At 58.9% G+C, this 26,189-nt stretch carries 13 protein-coding genes; 7 read left to right on the forward strand and 6 right to left on the reverse strand.

Annotated elements, in window-relative coordinates; translation table 11 throughout:
* Window positions 1–104: 104 nt before the first annotated feature.
* Together nfuA and PSUM_RS06395 are read right to left on the reverse strand one after the other, a co-directional pair.
* Window positions 105–689: a Fe-S biogenesis protein NfuA gene (gene nfuA, locus PSUM_RS06390; protein ID WP_007912592.1), complete on the reverse strand. Its 585-nt coding sequence runs from the start codon at window positions 687–689 to the stop codon at window positions 105–107.
* Between the two features lie 187 nt (window positions 690–876).
* A complete protein-coding gene (locus PSUM_RS06395) occupies window positions 877–3,174 on the reverse strand; it encodes a fatty acid cis/trans isomerase (RefSeq protein ID WP_083349222.1) in 2,298 nt (765 codons plus the stop codon).
* 156 nt (window positions 3,175–3,330) lie between these two features.
* Between PSUM_RS06395 and metH the strand changes: the two genes are divergently transcribed.
* Window positions 3,331–7,041: a methionine synthase gene (gene metH, locus PSUM_RS06400; RefSeq protein WP_033041110.1), complete on the forward strand. Its 3,711-nt coding sequence runs from the start codon at window positions 3,331–3,333 to the stop codon at window positions 7,039–7,041.
* Between the two features lie 64 nt (window positions 7,042–7,105).
* On the opposite strand, the gene PSUM_RS06405 is transcribed toward metH, so the two are convergent.
* Window positions 7,106–14,095, reverse strand: a complete 6,990-nt coding sequence (locus PSUM_RS06405) for an NEL-type E3 ubiquitin ligase domain-containing protein (protein WP_083349223.1) — start codon at window positions 14,093–14,095, stop codon at window positions 7,106–7,108.
* Between the two features lie 138 nt (window positions 14,096–14,233).
* Here PSUM_RS06405 and PSUM_RS06410 point away from each other — a divergent pair, with 138 nt between their 5' ends.
* The 3 genes from PSUM_RS06410 to PSUM_RS06420 all read left to right on the forward strand — a co-directional run bounded on the left by PSUM_RS06410 (window position 14,234) and on the right by PSUM_RS06420 (window position 17,132).
* On the forward strand, window positions 14,234–14,452 hold the full coding sequence (locus tag PSUM_RS06410) for a DUF2970 domain-containing protein (protein WP_083349224.1): 219 nt from the start codon (window positions 14,234–14,236) through the stop codon (window positions 14,450–14,452).
* A gap of 543 nt (window positions 14,453–14,995) precedes the next feature.
* Window positions 14,996–16,654 (forward strand): nitrite/sulfite reductase, encoded by a 1,659-nt coding sequence (locus PSUM_RS06415; protein WP_020799148.1) that lies wholly within the window; start codon window positions 14,996–14,998, stop codon window positions 16,652–16,654.
* Window positions 16,638–17,132, forward strand: a complete 495-nt coding sequence (locus PSUM_RS06420) for a DUF934 domain-containing protein (protein WP_033041115.1) — start codon at window positions 16,638–16,640, stop codon at window positions 17,130–17,132. The genes PSUM_RS06415 and PSUM_RS06420 overlap by 17 nt, the downstream gene beginning before the upstream one ends.
* 59 nt (window positions 17,133–17,191) lie before the next feature.
* On the opposite strand, the gene PSUM_RS06425 is transcribed toward PSUM_RS06420, so the two are convergent.
* The 3 genes from PSUM_RS06425 to sohB form a co-directional block, all read right to left on the reverse strand.
* Window positions 17,192–17,497, reverse strand: coding sequence for a hypothetical protein (locus PSUM_RS06425; RefSeq protein ID WP_033040238.1), 306 nt, complete (start codon window positions 17,495–17,497; stop codon window positions 17,192–17,194).
* Window positions 17,498–17,669: 172 nt separating this feature from the next.
* Window positions 17,670–21,548, reverse strand: coding sequence for a dermonecrotic toxin domain-containing protein (locus tag PSUM_RS06430; RefSeq protein WP_033040236.1), 3,879 nt, complete (start codon window positions 21,546–21,548; stop codon window positions 17,670–17,672).
* 184 nt (window positions 21,549–21,732) lie between these two features.
* Window positions 21,733–22,755 (reverse strand): protease SohB, encoded by a 1,023-nt coding sequence (sohB, locus tag PSUM_RS06435; RefSeq protein ID WP_020799152.1) that lies wholly within the window; start codon window positions 22,753–22,755, stop codon window positions 21,733–21,735.
* A gap of 201 nt (window positions 22,756–22,956) precedes the next feature.
* On the opposite strand from sohB, the gene PSUM_RS06440 reads away from it, so the two are divergent.
* From PSUM_RS06440 to PSUM_RS06450, 3 genes are all read left to right on the forward strand, one after another.
* Window positions 22,957–23,667 (forward strand): histidine phosphatase family protein, encoded by a 711-nt coding sequence (locus PSUM_RS06440; protein WP_083349225.1) that lies wholly within the window; start codon window positions 22,957–22,959, stop codon window positions 23,665–23,667.
* Window positions 23,668–23,731: 64 nt separating this feature from the next.
* Complete coding sequence (locus tag PSUM_RS06445; protein ID WP_008059234.1) at window positions 23,732–24,046, forward strand: SCP2 sterol-binding domain-containing protein; 315 nt, start codon at window positions 23,732–23,734, stop codon at window positions 24,044–24,046.
* 293 nt (window positions 24,047–24,339) lie between these two features.
* Window positions 24,340–26,187, forward strand: a complete 1,848-nt coding sequence (locus PSUM_RS06450) for an amidohydrolase (RefSeq protein WP_083350162.1) — start codon at window positions 24,340–24,342, stop codon at window positions 26,185–26,187.
* Window positions 26,188–26,189: the final 2 nt, after the last annotated feature.

The raw sequence follows: 26,189 nt of genomic DNA on the forward strand, positions 1-26,189 counted from the left end.
CTCTAAAGCCGAACGCGGAGCGTCCGATGAGGCATTCCCACGCAGAGCGTGGGAACGATCGGCGCTCACGATGGGCGCCGTTTTTTCATTTTGCAGCGAACACCTTAGTAGTAGGCGTTTTCTTTCTGCGTGTGGTCGGTCACGTCGCGCACGCCCTTGAGCTCGGGAATACGCTCGAGCAAGGTGCGCTCAATGCCTTCCTTCAAGGTCACGTCAGCCTGGCCGCAGCCTTGGCAACCGCCGCCGAATTGCAGGACGGCAATGCCGTCTTCGACCACGTCGATCAGGCTGACCTGGCCGCCGTGGCTGGCCAACCCAGGATTGATCTCGGTTTGCAGGTAGTAGTTGATGCGCTCGTTGACCGGGCTGTCGGCGTTGACCATCGGCACTTTGGCGTTTGGCGCCTTGATGGTCAACTGGCCGCCCATGCGGTCGGTGGCATAGTCGACAACGGCATCGTCCAGGAACGCTTCGCTGAAATGGTCGATGTAAGCGGTGAAGCTTTTCAGCCCCAGCGCGGTGTCTTCGGGTTTTTCTTCGCCCGGCTTGCAGTAGGCAATGCAGGTTTCGGCGTACTGGGTGCCAGGCTGGGTGATGAAGACGCGGATGCCGATACCCGGGGTGTTCTGCTTGGAGAGCAGATCAGCCAGGTAATCGTGGGCGGCGTCGGTGATGGTAATAGCGGTCATGGAAACTCCTCGCAGGCTTGGGCGCAGTTTACGCCAATCATCGCGCCGGACAAAGTCCTAGTATTTTTGTCGGGAAAGATTCCGACAATCCCCCTGTAGGAGCTGCCGCAGGCTGCGATCTTTTGATTCTGGTTTTCAAGATCAAAAGATCGCAGCCTGCGGCAGCTCCTACGGGTGTTAAGCGTGATTACAGGTTCTCGTAGCGATTCATGTCCAGCACGCCCTCTTCCACCGGCTCGGTTTCGTGGATATAGCGGCTCAGGTCATGGAAGTACTGCCAGAACTGCGGATGACTGCGGCGGACTCCCCAGCGCTCGACGATTTTCTCGAAGCGCTCGGCATCCTTGGCGTTTTCCATCGCATCGACGAACTCAGGCACCTGATCGGCGGCAATATTGAACATGAAGTTCGGGTAACTGCTGAGTACGCCCGGGAAAATGGTGAGCGTATCCAGCCCCGGTTGAAACCGTAGCGACTCACCCAGCAGGAACGCCACGTTGCTGTGCGCCCGGTTGCGCAGCAGGCTATAGACCACTCGCTGCCCACTCGCCGTTTCGACGCGCAGCATGGTCGCTTCCGGCAGTTGATCGATGACCCGCAGGCCTGCCGCCGGACGTGAGGCCAGGCGACTCAACGCCTGCTCGGTGGCCTGCAGCGCCGGGTCGATGTTCGGCCGCGAGCAATACGCGCCGTCGCAGCGGTTGATCGGATCAGGGGTGGCGTTCAGCTCGCCGTAGCGTGCCAACAGTTGCATGGCGAAGTCGCGCTTGGGGTCCTTCTCATCGAGTTTCAGTGCGGTCGGCGTGTCGTCATCGATGGCCTCATAGTCCAGCCACATCTTGAATTTCCCGCTGTTCTGGTACCAATCGTCGAGGTAGCCCTCCCGGGAGTCGGCCGGCATCAGGCGCAGGAAATTCTGCTCGGCGCCATTGCGGATCAGGTCGAAATACAAGCGCGTCTGGGCCTGGTGGGAAACATTGCCGAACACGTCGAAATTCACCGCCAACTGGTAGTAGGTGCGCTCCAGCAGCGGGAAGTCGAACAACCACATCGTCTGTGGTACGTCGCCCATCAGGCCCTTGGTCACCGCGGCGCTGTCGAAATGGCGGAAAATGCTCAGCAGTGCGTTGTCGTTGCCCGCCCACAGGCTCGACCAGCTCGGCGCCGGCAGATCGGCATAGCTGTCCCGGCGCAGGGCTTCGTATTCGTTACGCTTGTCGCGGTAGTCGTGCCACAGGCTCAGGACACTGCCAACGTCGTCGTTCTGCCCCGGCATCGCCAGCAACGGCGTCGCCTGGCCGCGGTAGTTCGGGTCGATGATGTAGAGGTCGTGTTCCGGTGCCTGGAACAACGCCCAGAAGTTGTCGCGGATCACATCGGTCGCGATTTGCCCACGGCAGACAGGGCCGCGAATAAAGGTGCGCACAAAATACTCGGCGTTATCGAGCATGAATTGATAACGCGCCTGGGCCGGGATCGCTTCGAAGGTGGTAAACGGATTGGCCCGGCGTTCCGGGCCGTAGCCCGGCAAGGCGTTGACCTGCCAATTGCCGTTGTAAAACAGGCTTTTGACCCGGGCCAGCTTTTTCGCGCTCAACGGATAAGTGATGTGCGTCTTGTGCACGATCACGCCCTGCACCGGCCGCAAGCGGTAATACACCTGAGTGCCGGGGTCGTCGTTCGGCCGACGGGTGTTGATCAGGTCGATGGGCTGGCCGGTCGGCGTGCGAGATCGCACCCATTGGAAGAAATGCCCCGGCTCGCCGTCCTTGAAATAGAGGTGCGCGAGAAACCAGTGCTCGAACAACCAGCGCCCCACCAGACTCTGTCGCGCGCCCGGTGCGTTGAGCAGGTTCTCCCACTGCACCACTTGCAACGCTTCCTTCGCGCTGGGCACCAGGGCCTGTTCATCGATCGGCGCACCCGAGGCCAGCCAGCGTTGCAGCGTCTGGTATTGCTGGTCGGTCAGGCCGGTGACCGCCAAGGGCATGCCCTCCTTGGGATGCGCGCTGGCATAACCGTCGAACTCGCCAGGCGAGGCGCACATATTGTTGCGATTGAGGCCCAGGACGATGTCCTCGGGCAATTTGGCATTGGGTTGCAGGCGATTGGTATGACCCAGCTCAAGCATGCGCGTCATCAATGCCGCCTGATTGCCCTGGGCGTCGAGCACCGACTGGAAGCCTTTTTGTTGCCAGGCCCGCTTGCCGAACGCGTCATAGAACAGTCGGCTCGGCGCAGCAGCCTGGCTTCGTTCACCGTCGTACACCGGGACTTTCGTCGCGCCACGTGCCGCACCTTCGCCGCTGCCCAGATTGAGCTGACAGGGGGCGTCGTTGCAGGCATGGCAGGCCACGCACTTTTCGGTAAAGATTGGCTGTACATCGCGGGTGTAGGAGATTGCAGGGGAAATCGCGGGACTTTGCGCGGACGCGCCCCAGCTCAAAAACATCAACACACTGGCGATGACGACGCGATACGACATGTCCCTGGTCCCGATCCTTTAGAAAACGCCGCGATTCTACCGGGCTGGACGCCACACCAACATGAGCGATATTCATGAAAAACCCGGACATGCTCTAAAAGCGCACAGGTTTGCTATCATCCCGGCCCTTCGTCATGGTCTTTCCGAGTAGTCCCAATGTCCGATCGCAGCGTTCGCCTCCAAGCCCTCAAGCACGCCCTCAAAGAGCGCATCCTGATTCTCGATGGCGGCATGGGTACGATGATCCAGAGCTACAAGCTCGAAGAGCAGGATTACCGTGGCAAACGTTTCGCCGACTGGCCGAGCGATGTCAAAGGCAACAACGACCTGTTGGTGCTGACGCGCCCGGACGTGATTGGTGGCATCGAGAAAGCCTATCTGGATGCCGGTGCCGATATCCTGGAAACCAATACCTTCAACGCCACCCGGATTTCCATGGCCGATTACGGCATGGAGGAACTGGCCTACGAATTGAACGTAGAAGGCGCTCGCCTGGCGCGCAAGGTCGCCGATGCCAAAACCGCTGAGAACCCGGACAAGCCGCGTTTCGTTGCCGGCGTACTCGGCCCGACCAGCCGCACCTGTTCCTTGTCGCCGGACGTGAACAACCCGGGCTACCGCAACGTGACATTCGATGAACTGGTGGAAAACTACACCGAGGCCACCAAAGGCCTGATCGAGGGCGGCGCCGACCTGATCCTGATCGAAACCATCTTTGACACCCTCAACGCCAAGGCCGCGATCTTTGCCGTACAGGGCGTATTCGAAGAACTGGGCATCGAATTGCCGATCATGATTTCCGGCACCATCACCGACGCCTCCGGCCGCACCCTGTCCGGGCAGACCACCGAAGCGTTCTGGAACTCCGTGGCCCACGCCAAGCCGATCTCGGTCGGCCTGAACTGCGCCCTGGGCGCCAGCGAACTGCGCCCGTACCTCGAAGAGCTGTCGAACAAGGCAGGCACCCACGTTTCCGCGCACCCGAACGCCGGCCTGCCCAACGAGTTCGGCGAGTACGACGAACTGCCGGCGCAAACCGCCAAGGTCATCGAGGAATTCGCCCAAAGCGGCTTCCTCAACATCGTCGGCGGCTGCTGCGGCACCACCCCGGGCCACATCGAAGCCATCGCCAAGGCCGTGGCTGGCTATGCGCCACGCCAGATTCCGGAAATCCCCAAGGCCTGCCGTCTCTCGGGCCTGGAGCCGTTCACCATCGATCGCAATTCGCTGTTCGTCAACGTCGGCGAGCGCACCAACATCACCGGCTCGGCCAAGTTTGCCCGCCTGATCCGTGAAGACAACTACACCGAAGCCCTGGAAGTCGCCCTGCAGCAGGTTGAGGCCGGCGCCCAGGTGATCGATATCAACATGGACGAAGGGATGCTTGATTCGAAGAAGGCCATGGTGACCTTCCTCAATCTGATTGCCGGTGAACCGGACATCTCCCGCGTACCGATCATGATCGACTCCTCCAAGTGGGAAGTGATCGAAGCCGGTCTCAAGTGCATCCAGGGCAAGGGTATCGTCAACTCGATCAGCATGAAAGAAGGCGTCGAACAGTTCATCCACCACGCCAAACTGTGCAAGCGCTATGGCGCCGCCGTGGTGGTGATGGCGTTCGACGAGGCCGGCCAGGCCGACACCGAAGCGCGCAAGAAAGAGATCTGCAAACGCTCCTACGACATCCTGGTCAATGACGTCGGCTTCCCGCCGGAAGATATCATCTTCGACCCGAACATCTTTGCCGTGGCCACCGGCATCGAAGAACACAACAACTACGCCGTGGACTTCATCAACGCCTGCGCCTACATCCGCGACGAACTGCCCTATGCATTGACGTCAGGCGGCGTGTCCAACGTGTCGTTCTCGTTCCGCGGCAACAACCCGGTGCGCGAGGCGATCCACTCGGTGTTCCTGCTGTACGCGATCCGCGCGGGCCTGACCATGGGCATCGTCAACGCCGGCCAGCTGGAAATCTACGACCAGATCCCTGTCGAGCTGCGCGACGCCGTTGAAGACGTGATCCTCAACCGCACCCCTGAAGGCACCGACGCCCTGCTCGCCATCGCCGACAAGTACAAGGGCGATGGCAGCGTCAAGGAAGCCGAGACCGAAGAGTGGCGCAACTGGGACGTCAACAAGCGCCTGGAGCATGCGCTGGTCAAGGGCATCACCACGCACATCGTCGAAGACACCGAAGAGTCGCGCCAGTCCTTCGCCCGCCCGATCGAAGTGATCGAAGGGCCGCTGATGTCCGGCATGAACATCGTCGGCGACCTGTTCGGTGCCGGCAAGATGTTCCTGCCGCAAGTGGTGAAATCCGCCCGGGTGATGAAACAAGCCGTGGCGCACCTGATCCCGTTCATCGAACTGGAAAAAGGCGACAAGCCGGAAGCCAAGGGCAAGATCCTCATGGCCACCGTGAAGGGTGACGTGCACGACATCGGTAAGAACATCGTCGGCGTGGTGCTGGGCTGTAACGGCTACGACATCGTCGACCTAGGCGTGATGGTACCGGCGGAGAAGATCCTGCAGGTCGCCAAGGAGCAGAAGTGCGACATCATCGGCCTGTCCGGCCTGATCACGCCATCGCTGGATGAAATGGTCCATGTGGCCCGCGAGATGCAGCGCCAGGATTTCCACCTGCCGTTGATGATCGGTGGCGCCACCACGTCCAAGGCGCACACGGCGGTGAAGATCGAACCCAAGTACAGCAACGATGCGGTGGTGTATGTCACCGACGCCTCTCGCGCTGTCGGCGTGGCGACCCAGTTGCTGTCCAAGGAACTGAAGGCCGGCTTCGTCGAGAGAACCCGCGAGGAATACATCGAAGTGCGCGAGCGCACCGCCAACCGCAGCGCCCGTACCGAACGCCTGAGCTACGCGGCTGCGATCGCCAAGAAACCTCAGTTCGACTGGAGCACCTACACGCCGGTCAAGCCGACCTTTACCGGCGCCAAGGTGTTGGACAACATCGACCTGAAAGTATTGGCCGAATACATCGACTGGACGCCGTTCTTCATTTCCTGGGACCTGGCCGGCAAGTTCCCGCGCATCCTCCAGGATGAAGTGGTCGGTGAAGCCGCTACGGCGTTGTATGCCGATGCCCAGGAAATGCTTGCCAAACTGATCGACGAGAAGCTGATCAGCGCCCGAGCGGTGTTCGGCTTCTGGCCGGCCAACCAAGTACGCGACGACGACATCGAACTTTACGGTGATGACGGCAAGCCCCTGGCCAAGCTGCATCACTTGCGCCAACAGATCATCAAGACCGACGGCAAGCCGAATTTCTCCTTAGCTGATTTTGTCGCACCCAAGGACAGCGAAGTCACCGACTACGTGGGCGGTTTCATCACCACCGCCGGCATCGGCGCCGAAGAGGTGGCCAAGGCTTACCAGGACGCTGGCGACGATTACAATTCAATCATGGTCAAGGCCCTCGCCGACCGCCTGGCCGAGGCTTGCGCCGAGTGGCTGCACCAACAGGTGCGTAAAGACTATTGGGGTTACGCCAAGGACGAGACGCTCGACAACGAGGCGCTGATCAAGGAGCAATACAGCGGCATCCGCCCTGCCCCGGGCTACCCGGCGTGCCCGGATCACACCGAGAAAAGCACCCTGTTCGCCCTGCTCGACCCTGAGGCCAGTGAAATGCGCGCCGGCCGCAGCGGCGTGTTCCTCACCGAGCACTATGCGATGTTCCCGGCGGCGGCGGTCAGCGGTTGGTACTTCGCCCATCCGCAGGCGCAGTATTTTGCCGTGGGCAAGATCGACAAGGATCAGGTGCAGAGCTACACGTCGCGCAAAGGTCAGGAATTGAGCGTCACCGAACGCTGGCTGGCGCCCAACCTTGGGTATGACAACTGATTGATCCGAGCCTTGGGCTCTGGAGGCAGACCTGTGCTGACTCCAGAGCTTTGCCGGCTGAAGATCAGGCCTGTGCGCCCAACTCGGCTACCTCACGTTCGCTGAGTGTGGTCAGCAGTTGCAGGCGGTTGGCTTTATTGACGGTATCCAGGGCGTCCACCTCCTGCAGGTAGGCCGTATTGAGCTCCGGATATTTATCCTCCAGCTCACTGACCTTGTCCTGGAAATCCTGTTGCACCCTGGTAATCTCCCCAGGGTATTTCTCCTCCAGATAGTCTCGCCAGTATTTACGCGCGGTCAGTTGCTCGATGAACACCGGCGTCTTTTCCTCGGCGAGGATCATTGCGTACGCTTCGTCCAGATCCGCTGGCGTCACCTGCGCCAAGCTCTCGTACACCATGCCTTTGGGCTGGCTGGGCAATTCAAGACGCTGAGCCAGGCCGACTCGATAGGCCAGGCGAATCTCGGCAGGATCGATAGCGGGCCTGAGCCTGATACGCGTTTTGGCAATCTCCTCGACCTGCGCCAGGCGGAACAGGTTTCTTGACAGTTTCAGCAGCTCGCGACCTTTGTGTTCCGGGGCAATGGCCTTCAAGGCATTGAACTCATAGACCTCGATTTCCAGCTCGTTGAACAACAGTATCCGACCGTCACCACAGGTCGCGCGACTCCGTAGTGCCTTCGACAGAACCATTAACCGTTCGCTCAGCGCTTGATCGCCATAAGCGGCTTCAAGGACACGCCAGACGCGCTGCGTGAGGTCCACGCGATCGGCGACAAAGTCCCGGGCATGCTGGAGTTGCGAGAGAATGTATGCAAAGTCCTGGGTGGTGTCCTGCTCCATCAAGGCACTCCACATCTGGTGTTTTTCCGAGTCTGCCGCCACGCCGGCAAACCACCGCGCCTTTTGTACTTGCGGCGTCTCATGGTCGGGATGAACCTCCTCATCAGAGCTCTCGAAACTGTCGCCCGATTCAGGCCCGTAGCCTTCGAGCAGTCGTTCAATCTCTTGCGAGGTAAACCCCAAGCCAACGCCCGTTTCCTCCATGTACTGCTGCAGTCGTAACATGTCCTCCAGTTCCAGATCGACGTTGTCGGTCATGTTGGTGCCGGCCATCAAGGTAGCGTGCTCAGGCAGCAAGGCAGCGGGAGGAATTGCCTCTATATGGTTGCGACTCAGGTTGAGGGTCGTCAGCGCCGGCGCTTCCAATGCCCCCTGGGGCCATTCCCAAAGATTGTTGTTGCTCAGATTCAGCCCTTGCAACTGCTCAAGACCGGTGACATCAAAGCTGGCAATGCGGTTCTCGCTCAAGTCCAGCCATTGCAAATGCCTCAGCGAACGCAACTGGCGCGACAACTCATCACTGGCACGCAGATTGTTATACGTGGCGCTCAACCGGGTGAGGTGTTCACATTGCCCCACAGCCTCAGGCAAGGTGCCCAGGCCGTTGCGATTGAGCGTCAGGCTACGCAACCGCGGAAACGAATGCAGGAACGCGTCCGAACTTTCCGTGAGCCCGACACCGCTAAGGTCCAATGCACCGATCTGCTCGAACGTGACCGGCAAGGCCGGCAAGTCGCCGATGATCAGGCCGGTGAAATCAAGCACAGCATCGGTCGGTGTTCCCTCGGCCGCGGGAACATCTCGCAAGGTGGCTCGCCAGCACTCCAGAAGCTGGTCAGCCGCCCGGCGGCGGTCTACCGCGCTGACCCAACCCTGGCGACTGCGAACGGCCGGAACATCGATCCAGTCATTCAAATGCTTGATCAATTGCGTCTGCTGTTGCTGCCACTCGACCAGCCGGGCTTCAATTTCCAGGGCAGTCATACCCTGGGCAAGCCATGCGTCGATCCGTTCAACGGCTTGCGTATCACCCAGCTGAGGATCAAGGCGCTGCAGTCTGGAGGCTGCGGTCCGGGGCAAATCACCTTCGCCGGGCTCCAGTTGCAAAGGCAATAAAAAGTCCGGGTGCTCCGATACTTCATCCGGAAAGAATTCCGGATCGCCTCCGGTTCGTCCGGCCGACAGGTGCACTGGCGCAATCGCCATCGGGTTAAGGGATGACGTGCGTTGCGCATATGCCCGCACCGCGGTCACTGCTTGCGGGCTCAGCCGGCAACCTTGCAGCGAGGTTCCCGCCAACAGCTGATCATGCCCGGTCAGGGCTGCGGCAGGGATGTCTGTAATCGCGCTGTGATTCAGGGCCAGACGGCGCAGGTTGGGCAATGACAACACGCCCTCGGGCCAGTTGCGCAGATGGGTATGACTCAGGTCCAGGCTCTGCAGGCCGGTCATCGAACCGACCTCAAGCGCGTCGAGTCGGTTGTACGCCAGGTTCAGCGTTTTCAAGTGAGGCAAGCGGTTCAACTGCGCTTGCGCTGAAGCCGTGATCCTTATCTGATTGAATGAGAGGTTCAACTCGCTGAGCTCTCCGAGCGCATCAATGGCTTGCGGCAGCCCGGTCAGTTGGTTGGTGCTGAGATTGAGGGAACGCAGTTGCGCAAATCCACTCAGAAACTCATTGACCTGCACGGTCGAAAGCCCGCTGCCACTGAGGATCAAGCTGCGCACATGGGGAAAGGCCGAATCGCCGAGCTCGGGTAAATCGCCCAGCGGCCCAAACCCCGTCAGGTCCAACACTTCATTCACTGCGTCACCTTGCCACCACGATGGACCTGCCAAAGGCTCCGCGGGGCAGTACCGTGCACGCAGCCCCTTGCGAGCGGACTCGCCGATTCTTTCAGCGATCAGCTCACGGTGCGCGATCTCCATCTGCCGGCCATCGACCCGCACAACCCTGCCCTTCCAGGCGTCCAATGACTGAGTCAAAGCCAGATGCTGCTCGTGCAGTGCATCAACCTTTTCCAGCAATGCCCGTCCCGATAGCCCGTCGCGACTGAAACGCGCCATTGCGTCTGATGCAAAGGTGTAATCATTGGGTGCCAGCTTCGACAAACGTCCTGCACAGTACTGGGCAATCATTTGTGGCTCGTTGACCAGATGCGCCGGGTTTTCATGCACATACTCAAAGGCCTTCAAGAAAGCTTGCGGTTCCAGGGCCGCCCAATCCAGCTGCAGGCAACGCCATATCGACTCCCGTCCACTGAACAACTCGTCAGGCAGCGATTTGATCGGCATTCGCTGTAGATCGAGGGTTTCCAGCCTGTTCAGGCCCGACACCCCGGTCGGCCACTCGGTCAAATTCCCCGCCAACCTCAAGGACCGCAGATTCGTCAGCGTGCCGAAGTCCATTACACCGATATCGCCCTTGAGCGACAGCTGCTCCAGCTGCGTCATTCCCTGTAGCGCCTGCACCAACTGCGGCGTATAGGTCTGCGATGCGCCATCAACGGCGAGCTCGGTAATCTCTGTCAATTCAGGCAGTTTTTCCGCCAGAGCCGCCATATCCCGCACTTCCACGGAGAGATCCAGCTTTTTGATCTTTGGAAACCGCTGAAGCAGTTCATTGCCCGAGTTACCGATTAGCTGCCCAGTGTCCAGTTGCACACTACGCACATGGGAGAAATCGGCTTTCCACTCCGGCAACGTGTCAGCACCGCTTAAATTCAGATGGAAAGCGGGCTCAAACTCTCGGTAAAGACCATAGCGCCAGCAATGGATCAGCCGATCGGCGATCACCCGGCGTGACTGCCCACCAGCAGGGGCCGGCACGACAGCGTCGACCCAGTTGTTCACTGCGGTTTCCAATGCGTCGAATTCCCGCTGACGGTTGTTCAACAGATTGAACACTTGCTGGTCGGTGTCCCCCGCGCTCAGGCGGTTTCTGACGAACTGGCTGGCTTGCGCATCGGAGATGTTCGGGTAAAGGTCGCGGACCCTGGAGACCAATGCAGCATCATGAAAGCCGACACCACGACCACTGGCCAGGTAACCCAGGCGGCCATTGGGCAAACGCAGCGATGGCCCGGGGCCATTCAACGGGCGCTGTTTCAAGATTAGCGCCATGTCGTTGCGATGAGTGCTGGCATGGTTCGCCAGTTTTCTTTGCAAGGCCTGGCCCTGATGACCTTCCAGGGTTGCCTTTGTCGCGTTGGGCAAGAACTCCAGCAGCGATTCATAGAGATTGCGGCCATGGGCGGGGATGTTGTTGAGAGGCCTGCCTTGGGCGTCGTATGCGCGAAAATAGCCATCGCCCTTGACCAGGTAATTGCGAAACGTCGCACTGTCGCTGCCAACGCTGTCCAGCAATGGGCCCTTGATCGAGCCGGAACGCAGCTCCACGCGCATATCCATCGACCAACCGGGCCATTGCTCCAGGCTGTGCAACGCCAGGCGATCGCTGGCCACAGACGCCATGCTCTCCAGATGCAAACCGCAGAGCGCCCGGTTGAGAGCGCCCTGCTGTAAATGGACACGAATTTCTTGCGCCTGGCGCAAGGGTATTTTTGTGCTGCTGCGCAATTGGGCCAGCTCGGCGGCACTGGCATTGCCCAGCACCTGTCGCGCACCCTCCGGCGACAACGTAGGGAAACTGCGCTGCAGTCGTTGAATATCGGTATTCGTCGTCTGCTGGCCAGCGAGCAGTCGGTCGACCAGGGACTTTTTGCTATCCAGGGCGCGGTTGGCCAGGCTGTCCCTGAACATCTGCACGCGGTTCGCGTCTTGTTGTGCGCTGCGTGCGCCGAGTAACCGGGTGATTTGTGGCTCGTCAAGCGCCCCTAATATACGTTCCGGCAATTTTCCGGCCTGCACTTCGGCTCGAGTGATCTTGATCGTGGGCTTTACATTGTTGCTTGCCGACGCTGAACCGAAGCGCTGCGACGCCCCCCGGGGTTCCGGTCCCTCGAAGACTTCCAGGACCTCCTCGACGGGCCAGTCCGGCAGCCCAACAGCCAGCGGCCCGACAGCCTCGCCAGCACCACCCAGGTCACCGCCGTTGCGGATCTGATCAATCAACTGCTGCACTTGTTGATCAGCCTTGAACGATCTGATGGTCTCGGCCAATTGCGGCGGCGGTGGCTGGAGATCGATGTGCATCTGGCGCAACGCATCATCGCTGACCCCGCTGGCCTCGGCAATTTGCTGTAGCTGCGCATCCGAAAAAACGTCCATCTGCGGCCCGATTCTGCGCAACAACGTTGGGCGGTCCCACTCCAGCGGCCTTTCAAGCGTGTGCTGCCAGGCGCCGAGCTGGTTATGCCGCAAGATCGGTTGATAGGCCTGGGGATCGCTGGGGTGCTGGATCCGCCATTTTTTCAGCGCCGGGTCGAAGCTCTTTTCGTAGACATTGCCCTCGTATCGAATACAGGTCTTGTCCCCGACCTTGTATTGCCCCAATGCATTCGGCTCGAGCCCCTCCACAGACACACTGCTCTTGTAGGGGGCCAGGTCGGGACTCCACAAACGCGGTTCACCAAAAGGCGTGGTGATCCTGGTCATCCTGCTGACAAACCGCGAGTTGATGATCGGCGGCGCCTTGCTGGCTACCGCGCCCAACACGGCCATGAAGGCTACGTTTTGCGCCACTGACGTGAGATGGCTCCAGGCCTCCTCGGCATCCCCCTCTTTCCACGCCTCCACCCCCTGGTAAACCTCGTAGGTCAGTTGCACGGCGGTGACGGCGAGCATGACCTCACCCAGTCCCGGCACGAAAAAGGCTGCCACGTTCAAGACGCTCAACCCCCATTCTGCATAGTGTTGGAGTCGCGTCATCCAGGCTTCGTGGTCGACCTCGGCGGTGGGTATGGCCAACAGCCTGGCATTGGACTTCATTCTGGCCAGATGAAACTCATAACGGGCTGCGAATACTTCGCCATCAATGAAGCTTTCATCCATGCCCAAGTCGACATTCTCGTTCCACACCTCGACATACATGCCATTGAGGAATGCACCCGGCGCATAGGGTGGGCCGGGATAAACCGGAGCCGGGTCCCATTTCTGGACCTTGAGCTGGCGCTTTAGCCGGTGGAAAAAACGACCTGCCTCATCTTGCGCGACAAAGCCGGCAAAGAACCGCTGGTAACTGACGGAACGCAGTTTGATCGCCAGGTCACGGGCGAACTCGCGGCCCGAGGCATACGCCTTGAGGGGGCTGATGGGATCGCCTGGAATGTAGACGATGACTCGTGAATCAGGCACCAGTTTGGCCAGTTCGGGTGTGAACGGCAGAAGAAAGAGCCAGGGATTTTGCAGGGTCGCTCTGACTTTGCGCGATGCAGCGCCAATAATCAGCACGTCATTCAATTTAGAGCCAAGCACCTCCACCCGACTGTGGAGGACTGACTCGCCATTGATTCGTTCCTGCGAGGTACCGTCGAGCATCGCCAACACCGTGGCATGGTCTGCGGTGTCAATGTCCGACCTCATCAGAGCGATATGCGCCTGCACGCGCATCCGTTGCTTGTCCGCCGCAATCGTCTGCTGGCGTACCGTCGCAGCCTTGTCGGGCGCATCGAACACCGCCGTCAGATGGTCCTGATACTGCTTGCCCACGTCCAGTTCCCGGCACAGGCTGGCGAACGCCGCGGGCTTGATCGACAACTTGTCACGGAGGCTGTAGCGCACCTTCGCAAACGGATACTGGGTGCGTTCGTCGTAAAGATGCTGCTCCAGTGCCCCCACCGGCGCCAGCGCGCTGGTCTCCTGCAGGGCAATGCCGTCGAAAGGCTCATTTTCTTCGAAGTTTCGCAGCGCCGCTTGCAACAATGACTGCTCTTCGGCCAGGTTGGGCGAACGCATATGAAACAGCGCCGTGTTGACGACATCCGGCGCCTGACCGAATTTTTTCTGCAATGCATCCGTCAGCAATGGCTTGGCGAACTCGGTGATGCCTTTGAAATCCTTGAGAGTCGTGGCCAGCGCCTGGCTGGAAGCGCTGCTCTGTGCCTGACTGTCGAGCAAGGCCTGGTGCAATGCCTGGGATGCCTTGGCATACAGCTCAGGGTACGCCTTGATGAATCGCTGGGCTGGATTGCGTGCCTGTGTCATGGCCTGGAGATGGGGGGTGACCAGGTGACGCGTCCAGTCGGGAAGACGGCTCTTGATAAACGGAACGTGAAATCCCGGTTCAGCGGGTATGGAAGGGTCCGGCATGATGTCGCTCCTGATGCTCGATTGAGAGCGCATCAGGACACCACGGCCATCCGGCGGCATGGCGGTACATATTTATGGGGGGAAACGGGCAGTTTGTTTGGCTATGCTGAGATCTCACACCTTGCTGAAGAGGGATTTATGGACGATCCAGTCGATAACAAGCCACCCACGTTTTGGCAGATGCTCCACAGCGTCATGGCGGCGGCGTTCGGGGTGCAGAGCGGGAAAAACCGGGCGCGAGACTTCACTCACGGCAAACCCAGCCATTTTGTAATCCTGGGGATCTTGTTCACGGCAGTATTCGCAATGACACTGTACGGCATCGTGCAGTTGGTGCTGCTTTTAGCCGGGGTATGAGCCATCAGCGTTGCGACCTGAACGGATGTCGAACGGCGTAGAAAAACTTCGCTATTGATCGTCCCGGGCCTCCGGAAAATTCGCCGCGCGTGAGAGCCAGCGAACCGACAAGCGTCGGCAGAGACCCGGACGGGTTGGTTTATTGGTGACTGACCCAGAATACCGCAGTGCCGACGACCAGGATGATCAGGAACAGAATTGCCCAGGCATCGACCGAACTGTCGCTTTTCCGTGCTTTGGTTGGGTTGCTCATTGCATCGCCTCTTGTCGGTTTTATCGGTGATTGCAGAAAGACTCGATCACAGTAAAGACGACGATTGCCCGCACCACAAACAGGGACATTGCAACAACAATTCTCATTAGTCCTTTTGGTTCTTTACATATACTCAAACATCACTTTTGCGCATAACTACAAACTGGTATCTTGCCCCGGCTCCCTAAGGAGTGCGCGGCCGTGCGCGCAGAATTGCAGAGGCTCTTGGACTGCGGCAAGCAAAAAACGCAGCTGTATCCGAGCGACCCAAGCCTGAGAACAGGACTTATATGTACGTATACGACGAATACGATCAGCGGATCATCGAGGACCGCGTCAAGCAGTTCCGTGATCAGACCCGACGCTATCTGGCAGGCGAGCTGAGCGAAGAAGAATTCCGCCCCCTGCGCCTGCAAAATGGCCTGTATATCCAGCGCTTCGCGCCGATGTTGCGGGTGGCCGTGCCTTACGGCCAGCTGACGTCGCGCCAGGTGCGAATGATGGCCAAGATTGCCCGCGACTACGACAAGGGCTACGCCCACATCAGTACCCGGCAGAACGTCCAGTTCAACTGGCCGGCCGTGGAAGACATCCCGGACATCCTGGCTGAACTGGCCACCGTGCAGATGCACGCGATCCAGACCAGCGGCAACTGCCTGCGCAACGTCACCACCGACCAGTTCGCCGGTGTCGCTGCCGACGAGCTGATCGATCCGCGTCCGTGGTGCGAAATCGTCCGCCAGTGGACCACCTTCCACCCGGAATTCGCCTACCTGCCGCGCAAGTTCAAGATCGCCGTCAACGGGTCGACCTCCGACCGTGCCGCCATCGAAGTCCATGACATCGGCCTGGAGCCGGTGCACAACGCCGCTGGCGAGCTGGGCTTCCGGGTGCTGGTCGGCGGTGGCCTGGGCCGTACTCCGGTGGTTGGCTCGTTCATCAATGAATTCCTGCCATGGCAAGACCTGTTGAGTTACCTCGACGCCATCCTGCGGGTCTACAACCGCTATGGTCGTCGTGACAACAAGTACAAGGCGCGCATCAAGATCCTGGTCAAGGCGCTGACGCCTGAAGTCTTCGCCCAGAAAGTCGACGCGGAAATGGAACACCTGCGCGGTGGCCAGACCACGCTGACCGAAGCCGAAGTGCATCGCGTCGCCAAACACTTCGTCGACCCGGACTACAAGGCGCTGGACGACCAGTCCGCCGCCCTGGCCGAACTCGACCAGCAACACCCAGGCTTCGCTCGCTGGCGCGCGCGCAATACCCTGGCGCACAAGAAGCCAGGCTACGTGGCCGTGACCCTTTCTCTGAAGCCGACCGGCGTTGCACCGGGCGACATCACCGACAAGCAGCTCGACGCCGTGGCCGACCTGGCCGACCGTTACAGCTTCGGTCAATTGCGTACTTCCCACGAGCAGAACATCATCCTGGCCGATGTCGAGCAGGACAAGCTGTTCACCCTGTGGGGCGAGTTGCGCGAGAAAGGTTTCGCCACGCCGAACATCGGCCTGCTGACCGACATCATCTGCTGCCCGGGTGGCGATTTCTGCTCCCTGGCCAACGCCAAGTCGATCCCGATCGCCGAATCGATCCAGCGCCGTTTCGACGACCTGGACTACCTGTTCGACATCGGCGAACTGGACCTGAACATCTCCGGTTGCATGAACGCCTGTGGCCACCACCACGTCGGCCACATCGGCATCCTCGGGGTGGACAAGAAAGGCGAAGAGTTCTATCAGGTTTCCCTCGGTGGCAGCGCCAGCCGCGACGCCAGCCTGGGCAAGATCCTCGGCCCGTCCTTTGCCCAGGAAGCCATGCCTGACGTGATCGAGAAGCTGATCGACGTGTACATCGAACAACGTACCGAAGACGAACGCTTCATCGACACCTACCAGCGTATTGGCATCGACCTCTTCAAGGAGCGCGTCTATGCAGCGAATCATTAAGAACAACGAAGTCGTCGACGAAACCTGGCACTTGCTGCCCAAGGATTTCAGCATCGATGAGATCACTAATTGCGACGACTACATCGTTCCGTTGCAGCTGTGGCGCGAACACAGCCGTATGCTCCTGGCCCGCGACGGTGGCTTGGGCATCTGGCTCGATGCCGATGAAGAAGCCGAGGAAATCGGTGAAGACGTGGCGCAGTTCCAGGTCATCGCCCTGAACTTCCCGGCCTTCACCGATGGCCGCAACTACTCCAACGCCCGTTTGCTGCGTGACCGTTACGGTTTCAAAGGCGAACTGCGAGCCATTGGCGACGTGCTGCGCGACCAGTTGTTCTACCTGCATCGCTGCGGTTTCGATGCGTTCGCGATTCGCGCCGACAAAGACCCGTACGAAGCCCTGGAAGGTCTCAAGGACTTCTCGGTAACCTACCAGGCTGCCACCGACGAACCGCTGCCGCTGTTCCGTCGCCGCTGAACAAAATAAAAAGCCCTGGCTCCATACGGCGCCAGGGCTTTTTTACATCGGCAGATCACTCAGAACTCGACTTGCGTCAGGCCCCTTTTTTTGAGTGCGTGCGCCAGTGCGGGCACATCCTCAAACAACTTCCCATTCATATTTCCCCAGTAGTCACCTTCTATGTACACGCTGAAGTCCGGCTTTGACTGGCTGGGTCGATGGCGCTTGATACAGGCCGCTTCAATTTCATTGTTTCTCGAACGATAGATAACCGATGAATCCTTACCGGGTCTTTCGTCGACCAGAAACATACCACTTTGCGGCAGTAGCCTTTCAAAAATGGCAAGCTCCCGTGGATCGCCTCGGTACTTACTTTCACTCATGATGCAACTTCCTTGCTGCTGTTAATATACTAGAGAGTCTAAACAAATTTTATAACCAAACAACATTATAATAAGTACAGAATATGTTTGCTTCCTGACCGCAACTTTACTCCCTTTGCTGTAAATCGGTGGCAAGTACAAACCTTCATGAACAAGTTAGCTCCTGCCATGGTTAATCTTCACCGACCGGAAACGGCTCCCCCATCGCCACCCAGTTCGCATGGAGCCTTGCACGGTTTTCCAATACGGTGAATACCGCGAACGGGTTATTGAAGGCGCCTTCCGGCATCGGAGGATTGAGGGTCAATCGCCCCCACAATTCATCTGAAGCATCCGCTTGCGATAGCAACTGCCATACCCTTGCCTGAAGTTCCGGATAATTGACTACAAAATCCGGAGTCAGGGTCAATGTACTCATGGTCCCCAGCAGCCTCCTGCCGCGAGGCTTGAGCGCAACACTATTCCAGACCTGAAGCCTTGGACCTTGCTGCCCCGCCTCCATACCGGTCAGCCAGGCCGCAGGACCCGCATACTCAGGACCTGGCGCATTCAACCACAGGTTGATGCCCGTTTGCTGACGATGGGTGACCAGCCTTTGCAATGTGTCCTCATCGGTCAACGGGTTATTCCACAGCAACACCCTGTCCGGGGCGATCGCTTGATTTAGCACTGCCTGCGGGACACGCCGAATCTGGTTCTCGCTTAGATCCAGGCTTGTCAGGTATGGCTGATCCCCGATCCCGATCGGGCAGCTCGTAATGCGGGTATTGCTCAAATTAAGAGTTCGCAACTGGTTCATTCCCAACACAATCGGAGGGATGCCCAATGGATTGTCGCTCAGATCCAGCGATTGCAGGTTCACCAACTGACTCAGTTGCCCTGCCGTATTTTCACTAAACGTCAGTTGAGTGGACTGCAAGTTCAGAGAAGTGAGGTGCTGCAACTGAGGAATCACCGGGGGCAGAACGCTCTCCATTTGGCCATCAAGGGAGAGTAATCGCAGGTCGGTATCTTGCAGGTTCAACACCCGTAAGTTGGGAAAGCGCTCGATGAACCCGTTGAGCGTTTCCCTTTCAACCAAGTGAAAGTGTTGAAGATCCAATTCGACGACATCATTGAATCGCACATTGAGCGCTGGCAATCGATGAAAGTCTTCATTACGCATGTTCATGCTGAAACCTTGGTAATGACTCCCTGAATAGTGGCTACTTTCGTGAGGATCGCGCTTTTGAAAGATTGCAACCAATTCATCAGCCAGTTCCTGCCTGATTGTGAGCTCGCTCGACATCGTAGTTTGCAGTAAATCGAAATTATGTAATGTGATTTCCCGGACTGTCATTCCCTCAGCCTCAGGATCCTCGGCTCGCAAGAAAGGGATATCCGTATCGTAGACATCAACCGAGACCTGAAGAAACCACGTATCCATGTCCACATGCAGCTGCTGCAGTTGCAGTTTTGTGCTGTCGATATGAGCCTGGCAATCGCTACCAAGCCGCTGCAACATTAAATCAGCGTCTTCATTGGAAAATTCCGGGTAGATCTCCTTAAGCTGCAATCTCATCGCATGATGAATCAACTCGGCATTTTGAACAGTATCCGGAAATGCTCCCCCTCTTAAGCCCTGCGGCTCGAAGGAAAGCTTCGAGTCCATTCTGGCAAGGCCAAGCGCCAATTCTGAACGGGATAACAGCCGGTCGTTGACCTTGAGCCTCAATTGAGCCGCTGGGCTTTTGGACGTCAGCCCCAATGCTGAACACTCGTCCGCAGACAGAATCTCGACAACAGCCTCATATAAATCTGGCGCCATGGCCGGCTGAATGGACAAGTCATTGTGAAGATAGCGTTCGCCGGACTTGATCACTGTTCGCAAATCGGCAGTATCCAGTGGACCACTACGATCGAGGAGTCGACCACCGATAGAACCTTCGCGGACTTCAATTCGTATTCCCGCAGGCCAACCAGGCACGTTCTTCAATGAGTGCAAGGCCAGGCTATCCGACTCGCCATTGACGATCGAGCGCAGATACAGACCTTCATAGGCACGATTGAGACGTACATGTTGCTGGTATTGGCGAGCCTTGCTGTCCAACTGGCTGAACAACCGTTTCGCTTCGGAAATATCCGGCAATGCCTTGAGATCGACGCCGTAACGATCAAGCATCTGTTCCACGGCGCCTTTGGGTAAATCGGGATATTGCCGTTGAAACAACCGCACCCATTCGTTCTCTGTCTTTTGCAGTGCCTGATAGCGATGATTGAACAACTCGGCACGTGCGGCAGGTGAGTCAGCCAGCCCTGCTACTTCCTGATCGATCCTGAAGCGCGCGATGGTATCGGCCAGTAACGGAGTCGGCGCACGCCCTGCCTGCATCAGGCGCAGCATGTCATCGTCGATTGCGCTGACCCTGCCAATCTGTGCCAGCACTTCGTCACTGAATGTACCTGCTGGGACACCCACGCCACGCAGGAGCTCGGTACGCGCCGGCAATGACAATTCCGACGCCGCCTCAGAAGGTTTCGACGGTGCGCCACTGCCTTCCAGTGCCTTGGCCACGCCCGTCTCCCCAGCCCCTTCGTGGCTGATCGACCCCGCCTCTGCAATCAGCGGCAGCGCATTGAGCACGCCGAATACCGTGCGGGTGATACCTTGCGAACGCTTGTCGGGTGTATCTCCGTTGATGGCCTGATCCAGGCCATAACCGGCGTCGATGAGTCCTGCAAGGGCCAACACCCCCTCGCCGCCGGGTACAAATACCGCCAGCGGACCAAACTGGTTGACCCATTGGACAATCGGTTCGACCACGGCACTCAGATTGTCGCGATTGACCTGTGCGTCGTCACGAATGGTGGCGGCACTGTCCCGCGCAGCCTGCTTCATCCCCAGCACAAGCTGTGCGAACGGATCGGTGGCTGGAGGCTGATCGTCAAAGCCGATGTAGTCGGCCGGATCCCAATAACCATCGTTGTTGAAGAAACCGGCATTGTTGGTCAGCCGATGCGCTTTCGGGTACATCGCCATGCCGTCCATCGCGGTCAGCACGCCCGCATGGAAAGTGCCATCCTGGCGATCAACCTCACTGAAGTGAGACGCCAAGGCCTGTTTCGTGTCGTTGGCGCTGCCCTGTCTCACCACCCATTGGTGCAACTGCGAAACGTTGGTGAACTCATGCAGCGGCGAGGAATTACCCGGGAGGTACATCAGCAGCCGATCACTGGCTGCCTCGCGAAACATCCAAATATCGGACGCGGTATAGCGATAAAGCTTCAGGCGGCTCGCCGTGACTTTCAGCGGCATCCGGGTGGGTGCTTGCAGCTGTTCGATCACCAGGGTTTCCCAGGACTGATCCGCTGGCAAACCGGCTGCCTGCATCGCCAGGGCAAGGCCCTTTTCGCTCAAGCGCTGTTCCTTACGCTGCAACCACGCCGCCATGACGAATGCCGCTTTGGTCGACGTTCTCAAGGGGTAAGGGCTGGCAGCCGCGAGCACTTGGTCCGACGGCCAGGCGTGATCAAGATAGGTTTTATAGCGTTCCCGCAGGTCCAGTTCCCATACCCATCGCTTGAAATCCGCCGGCCTCAAGTCGATCTGGGTCAGCGGGCCATAGGTTTGTGGAACCGCTGGGCGATAAATGCCTTCGTACGTCTGATGATTGCCGCTGCCATGATTGGCGAATTCATCGACGTGCTCGACAATCCGCACGCAAGGCCCGATGTCCGGTGGTGTGTACAGACCGAAGGCCGTTTCAGCAAAACGTCCATCACCAACGATCTGGTCATTGGCCAGAAGCGCTTGCAGCAATGATTGCGAGCTCGCCACTTGTCCCTGCTCGATACCGTCCTGAGCAGGGTGACCTTGGTAATGGTAATCAAGCGTCACCAGCAAGGTCGTCTGCGGGTCGACGTCCGCCCCCCACTTATCCTTGATCAAGCGCTCGCCAAACTGGCTGGGGGATTGCGGCAGCGCGATGTCCACGACATTTTTCAGTTCATCGCGCAGTTGCAGGGACGACACCGGGGATAGGCCGGCATCATCTTGAGATAGTTCATTCATGGTGCATTCCGTTGCAGTCATTTCAGGACCACCACCCTACTCGACCCACTCCCCCAAAAAAGCGGGAGCGATTGACAGTGGCGATAGGAAATTTCGCTGCTTGGGGACGGAAAGCGTTCTGAAGGCCAAAAAAAATGAAACCGTGGCGATTACCACGGCTTCATTGGTTTAAAAGCGTTGAACGTTACCAGAAGCGTTGCTGGGTCAACCGGCTCCACCAACTCAACAACACGCGATCAACCGAACCGCTGGCCGCGATGCCAATTCGTTCCGGCAGGCTTTTGCGTTCGGCGTAGTGCAAGTGGTAAAGCTCCGATTTTTTCGCCCGTTCAGCGAGGTATTCGTCGCTGGTCTTGAGTTCATCGACCAGTTGCTTGTCCAGCGCGGCAATACCGAGCCAGATTTCACCGGTAGCCACTTCGTCGATAGCCAGTTGCGGGCGATAGCGGGCAACGAAGTTCTTGAACAACTGATGGGTGATGTCCAGGTCTTCCTGGAATTTTTCCCGGCCCTTCTCGGTATTCTCGCCAAACACGGTCAAGGTTCGCTTGTATTCACCGGCGGTCAGGACTTCGAAATCGATGTCGTGTTTCTTCAGCAGGCGATTGACGTTGGGCAACTGTGCCACCACGCCAATCGAGCCCAGGATGGCAAACGGCGCGCTGATGATCTTCTCGCCGATGCAGGCCATCATGTAGCCGCCGCTGGCCGCGACCTTGTCGATGCACACCGTCAGCGGCACGCCAGCATCACGGATGCGCGCCAGTTGCGAGGAGGCCAGGCCATAGCTGTGGACCATGCCGCCACCGCTTTCCAGGCGCAGTACCACTTCGTCCTTGGGCGTTGCCAGGGTCAGCAGCGCGGTGATTTCGTGTCGCAGGCTTTCAGTGGCGGAGGCCTTGATGTCGCCGTTGAAGTCCAGCACGAATACCCGGGGTTTGGCGTCGGGTTGTTTCTTCTGTTTTTTCTCGGTCTTGGCCTGGGTCTTGCGCAAGGCCTTGAGCTGGTCCTTGTCGAGCAATGTTTGCTCCAGGCGTTCGCGCAACCCTTTGTAGAAATCATTGAGTTTGCTGACTTGCAACTGGCCGGCTGATTTACGTCGACCTTTGCTGCGCAAGGCCGCAAAGCTGGCCAGCACCACCAGGATGGCGATCACCAGGGTCACGGTCTTGGCCAGGAAAACGGCGTACTCGGACAAAAACTCCACGGGGACTCCTTAAACGTTGCGCGGCATGCAAGCGCGCGGGATACCACCAGCATACCCATGCGCCGCTCCTGCTACCAGCCGTGAAACCTCTGGCAACAGGCCTGTAACGAGCATTTCAAACAAGCGTATGTTTTTTCATTGACAGCTCACCGTCATCCCCATAACCTCGCCAAACCTTCAACGTACCGGGATGACGCGGACGTGGGCAGTATCTATTTGATTCGACATGGCCAGGCCTCCTTTGGTGCAGACGACTATGACGTCCTGTCGCCCACCGGTATCCGCCAGGCAGAAATCCTCGGTCGGCACCTGGCCGAACTCGGGATCAGCTTCGATCGGTGCCTGTCGGGCGATCTGCGCCGCCAGCAACATACGGCCAATAGCGCGCTTGAACAATACGCCGCGGTGGGCCTGCCGGTGCCGATCCTGGAGACCGATAGCGCGTTCAATGAATTCGACGCCGACGCGGTGATCCGCGCGCTGTTGCCTGCCATGCTGGCGGACGAGCCACAAGCGCTGGACATCCTGCGCAACGCCGCACAGAACCGTGGCGAGTTCCAGCGTATCTTTGCCCTGATCATCGAACGCTGGCTCACCGGCACCTACGACACGCCGGGCCTGGAAAGTTGGCTGGGGTTTGTCAAACGCGTGCAGGCCGGCTTGCAGCGTATCCTCGAACAAGCCGACAACACCCAGAAAATCGCCGTATTCACCTCTGGCGGCACCATCACCGCCCTGCTCCACCTCATTACGCAAATGCCTGCCAAACAGGCTTTTGAATTGAACTGGCAAATCGTTAACACCTCGCTCAACCACCTGAAATTCCGTGGTCGCGAAGTGGCCCTGGCTTCCTTCAACAGTCATGCACACCTGCAGCTGTTGAAGGCCCCGGAACTCATCACGTTTCGCTGAGTCCGGACTATTGTGACCCTGGCTGTAATCACCCAGCTCTTATTACCAAAAAAAGGATCAAACCATGACCTCCGTAGCTGATGCCGTACAAGCAATGAAAGCCAAGTTCAACCCAGCCGCTGCTGCCGGTCTGGACCTGGTCTTCGGTTTCCGCATCGACGACACCAAGAACTTTTCGCTGGTCGTCAAGGACAGCACCTGTGAATTGCTGGAAGGCGAAAACCCGGACGCCCAGGTGACCCTGGTGATGGACGGCGAAACCCTGCAAGGCATCGTCAGCGGCGAAACCGACGGCATGCAAGCGTTCATGGGCGGCAAGCTGCGCGCTGAAGGCGACATGATGCTGGCGATGAAACTGTCCGAGCTGTTCCCGGCCTAAGCGAGCCGCTTGCGACTTGCGCAAGCGTCCCTGGCTGCAAACGAATCCCGCCCCTTGTGGCGGGATTCGTCGTTTTGCGCGCCTGAAAACGGCTACCTGCGGATTTGCCGTCTATATTCCATCTGGCCGCATGCGGCTGCCGTAAGCGTTTACCCTCAACTCACGTTGCGCGGAGCACTGACATGAGCCCACCTGAGGATCACAACGGCGTCAACCGCCGCCATGTACTCCAAGGCCTGTCCGCAGGCGCCCTCGGTGCCTGGATCAGCCCGCTGTTCGCAGGGAGTAAAACCATGCCAGACACCCCCGCCGACCTCATTCTCTACAACGGACGCCTGCACACCGTCGATCGCAAGAAACCCCAGGCCAGTGCCGTCGCAATCAAGGACGGGCGCTTCGTGGTGGTTGGCAGCGACGCCCAGGCCATGGCCCTGCAAGGCCCTGGCACGCAAGTCATCGATTTGCACGGGCGTACGGTGATTCCGGGCCTCAATGACTCGCACCTGCACTTGATCCGGGGCGGACTCAACTACAACCTTGAGCTGCGCTGGGAAGGCGTGCCGTCGCTGGTCGATGCCCTGCGCATGCTCAAGGATCAGGCCGACCGCACACCCACGCCGCAGTGGGTACGGGTGGTCGGTGGCTGGAACGAATTCCAGTTCGCCGAAAAGCGCCTGCCCACGCTCGACGAACTGAACAAGGCCGCGCCCGACACACCGGTGTTCGTCCTGCACTTGTACGACCGTGCGCTGCTCAATCGCGCCGCGCTGAAAGTGGTGGGCTATACCCGCGATACGCCGAACCCGCCGGGCGGTGAAATCCAGCGCGATGCCAACGGCGACCCCACCGGTATGTTGATCGCCCGGCCCAACGCCATGATTCTGTATTCAACCCTGGCCAAGGGGCCGAAACTGCCGCTGGAGTATCAGGTCAACTCCACCCGGCAATTCATGCGCGAACTCAATCGCCTGGGTGTCACCAGCGCGATCGACGCCGGCGGTGGCTATCAGAACTACCCGGACGACTATCAGGTCATCCAGCAACTGGCCAAGGATCAGCAACTGACCGTGCGCATCGCCTACAACCTGTTCACCCAGAAACCCAAGGAAGAGCTGACCGATTTCAAGAACTGGACCAGCACCTCGCGCTACGGCCAGGGCGACGATTTCCTGCGGCACAACGGTGCCGGGGAAATGCTGGTGTTCTCGGCGGCGGACTTCGAAGATTTTCTTGAACCGCGCCCGGACCTGCCCGCTTCCATGGAGCAAGACCTGGAACCGGTGGTACGCCACCTGGTGGAACAACGCTGGCCGTTTCGCCTGCATGCCACCTACAACGAATCCATCAGCCGCATGCTCGATGTATTCGAGAAGGTCAACCGCGACGTTCCGTTCGACGGCTTGCCGTGGTTTTTCGACCATGCCGAAACCATCACCCCACAGAACATCGAGCGGGTCAAAGCACTGGGCGGCGGCATCGCCATCCAGGATCGCATGGCCTTCCAGGGTGAGTACTTCGTCGACCGCTATGGCGCCAAGGCTGCCGAGCACACCCCGCCCATTGCACGCATGCTGGCCGAGGGCGTACCGGTAGGCGCGGGCACGGATGCGACGCGGGTGTCGAGCTACAACCCGTGGACTTCACTGTACTGGCTGGTCAGCGGTCGTACTGTCGGCGGCCTGGCGCTGTTTCCACAAGGCTTGAGCCGTGACACCGCGCTGGAGCTATTTACCCACGGCAGCGCCTGGTTTTCGTCCGAGCAAGGCAAGAAGGGCCAGATCAAGGTTGGGCAACTGGCTGACCTGATCGCGCTGTCGGCCGACTATTTCCACATGGAAACCGAAGACATCAAGGGTATCGAATCGGTGCTGACCCTTGTCGATGGCAAGGTTGTCTACGCCAGTAACGAGTTCGAAAAACTCGGCCCCCCGCCCATCCCCGTGGTGCCGGAGTGGTCGCCCGTGGCGAAGGTGCCCGGCCACTGGAAGCCATCGGCACCGCTGACGACTCAGGTTCATCAATGCGTCGGGGCTTGCGCGGTGCATGCGCACAGTCACGAACGGGCGCGTTTATCGAATGCTCCAGTGAGTGACTTTCGCGGGTTCTGGGGGGCGTTTGGCTGTTCGTGCTTCGCGTTTTAAGT

Source organism: Pseudomonas umsongensis (genome assembly GCF_002236105.1).
GTDB classification, from domain to species: Bacteria; Pseudomonadota; Gammaproteobacteria; order Pseudomonadales; family Pseudomonadaceae; genus Aquipseudomonas; species Aquipseudomonas umsongensis.

What these genes read in the sequence shown, in the direction of transcription:
- nfuA (WP_007912592.1), bottom strand. Translation starts at nt 689, where the DNA reads ATGACCGCTATTACCATCACCGACGCCGCCCACGATTACCTGGCTGAT.
- PSUM_RS06395 (WP_083349222.1), bottom strand. Translation starts at nt 3,174, where the DNA reads ATGTCGTATCGCGTCGTCATCGCCAGTGTGTTGATGTTTTTGAGCTGG.
- metH (WP_033041110.1), top strand. Translation starts at nt 3,331, where the DNA reads ATGTCCGATCGCAGCGTTCGCCTCCAAGCCCTCAAGCACGCCCTCAAA.
- PSUM_RS06405 (WP_083349223.1), bottom strand. Translation starts at nt 14,095, where the DNA reads ATGCCGGACCCTTCCATACCCGCTGAACCGGGATTTCACGTTCCGTTT.
- PSUM_RS06410 (WP_083349224.1), top strand. Translation starts at nt 14,234, where the DNA reads ATGGACGATCCAGTCGATAACAAGCCACCCACGTTTTGGCAGATGCTC.
- PSUM_RS06415 (WP_020799148.1), top strand. Translation starts at nt 14,996, where the DNA reads ATGTACGTATACGACGAATACGATCAGCGGATCATCGAGGACCGCGTC.
- PSUM_RS06420 (WP_033041115.1), top strand. Translation starts at nt 16,638, where the DNA reads ATGCAGCGAATCATTAAGAACAACGAAGTCGTCGACGAAACCTGGCAC.
- PSUM_RS06425 (WP_033040238.1), bottom strand. Translation starts at nt 17,497, where the DNA reads ATGAGTGAAAGTAAGTACCGAGGCGATCCACGGGAGCTTGCCATTTTT.
- PSUM_RS06430 (WP_033040236.1), bottom strand. Translation starts at nt 21,548, where the DNA reads ATGAATGAACTATCTCAAGATGATGCCGGCCTATCCCCGGTGTCGTCC.
- PSUM_RS06445 (WP_008059234.1), top strand. Translation starts at nt 23,732, where the DNA reads ATGACCTCCGTAGCTGATGCCGTACAAGCAATGAAAGCCAAGTTCAAC.
- PSUM_RS06450 (WP_083350162.1), top strand. Translation starts at nt 24,340, where the DNA reads ATGCCAGACACCCCCGCCGACCTCATTCTCTACAACGGACGCCTGCAC.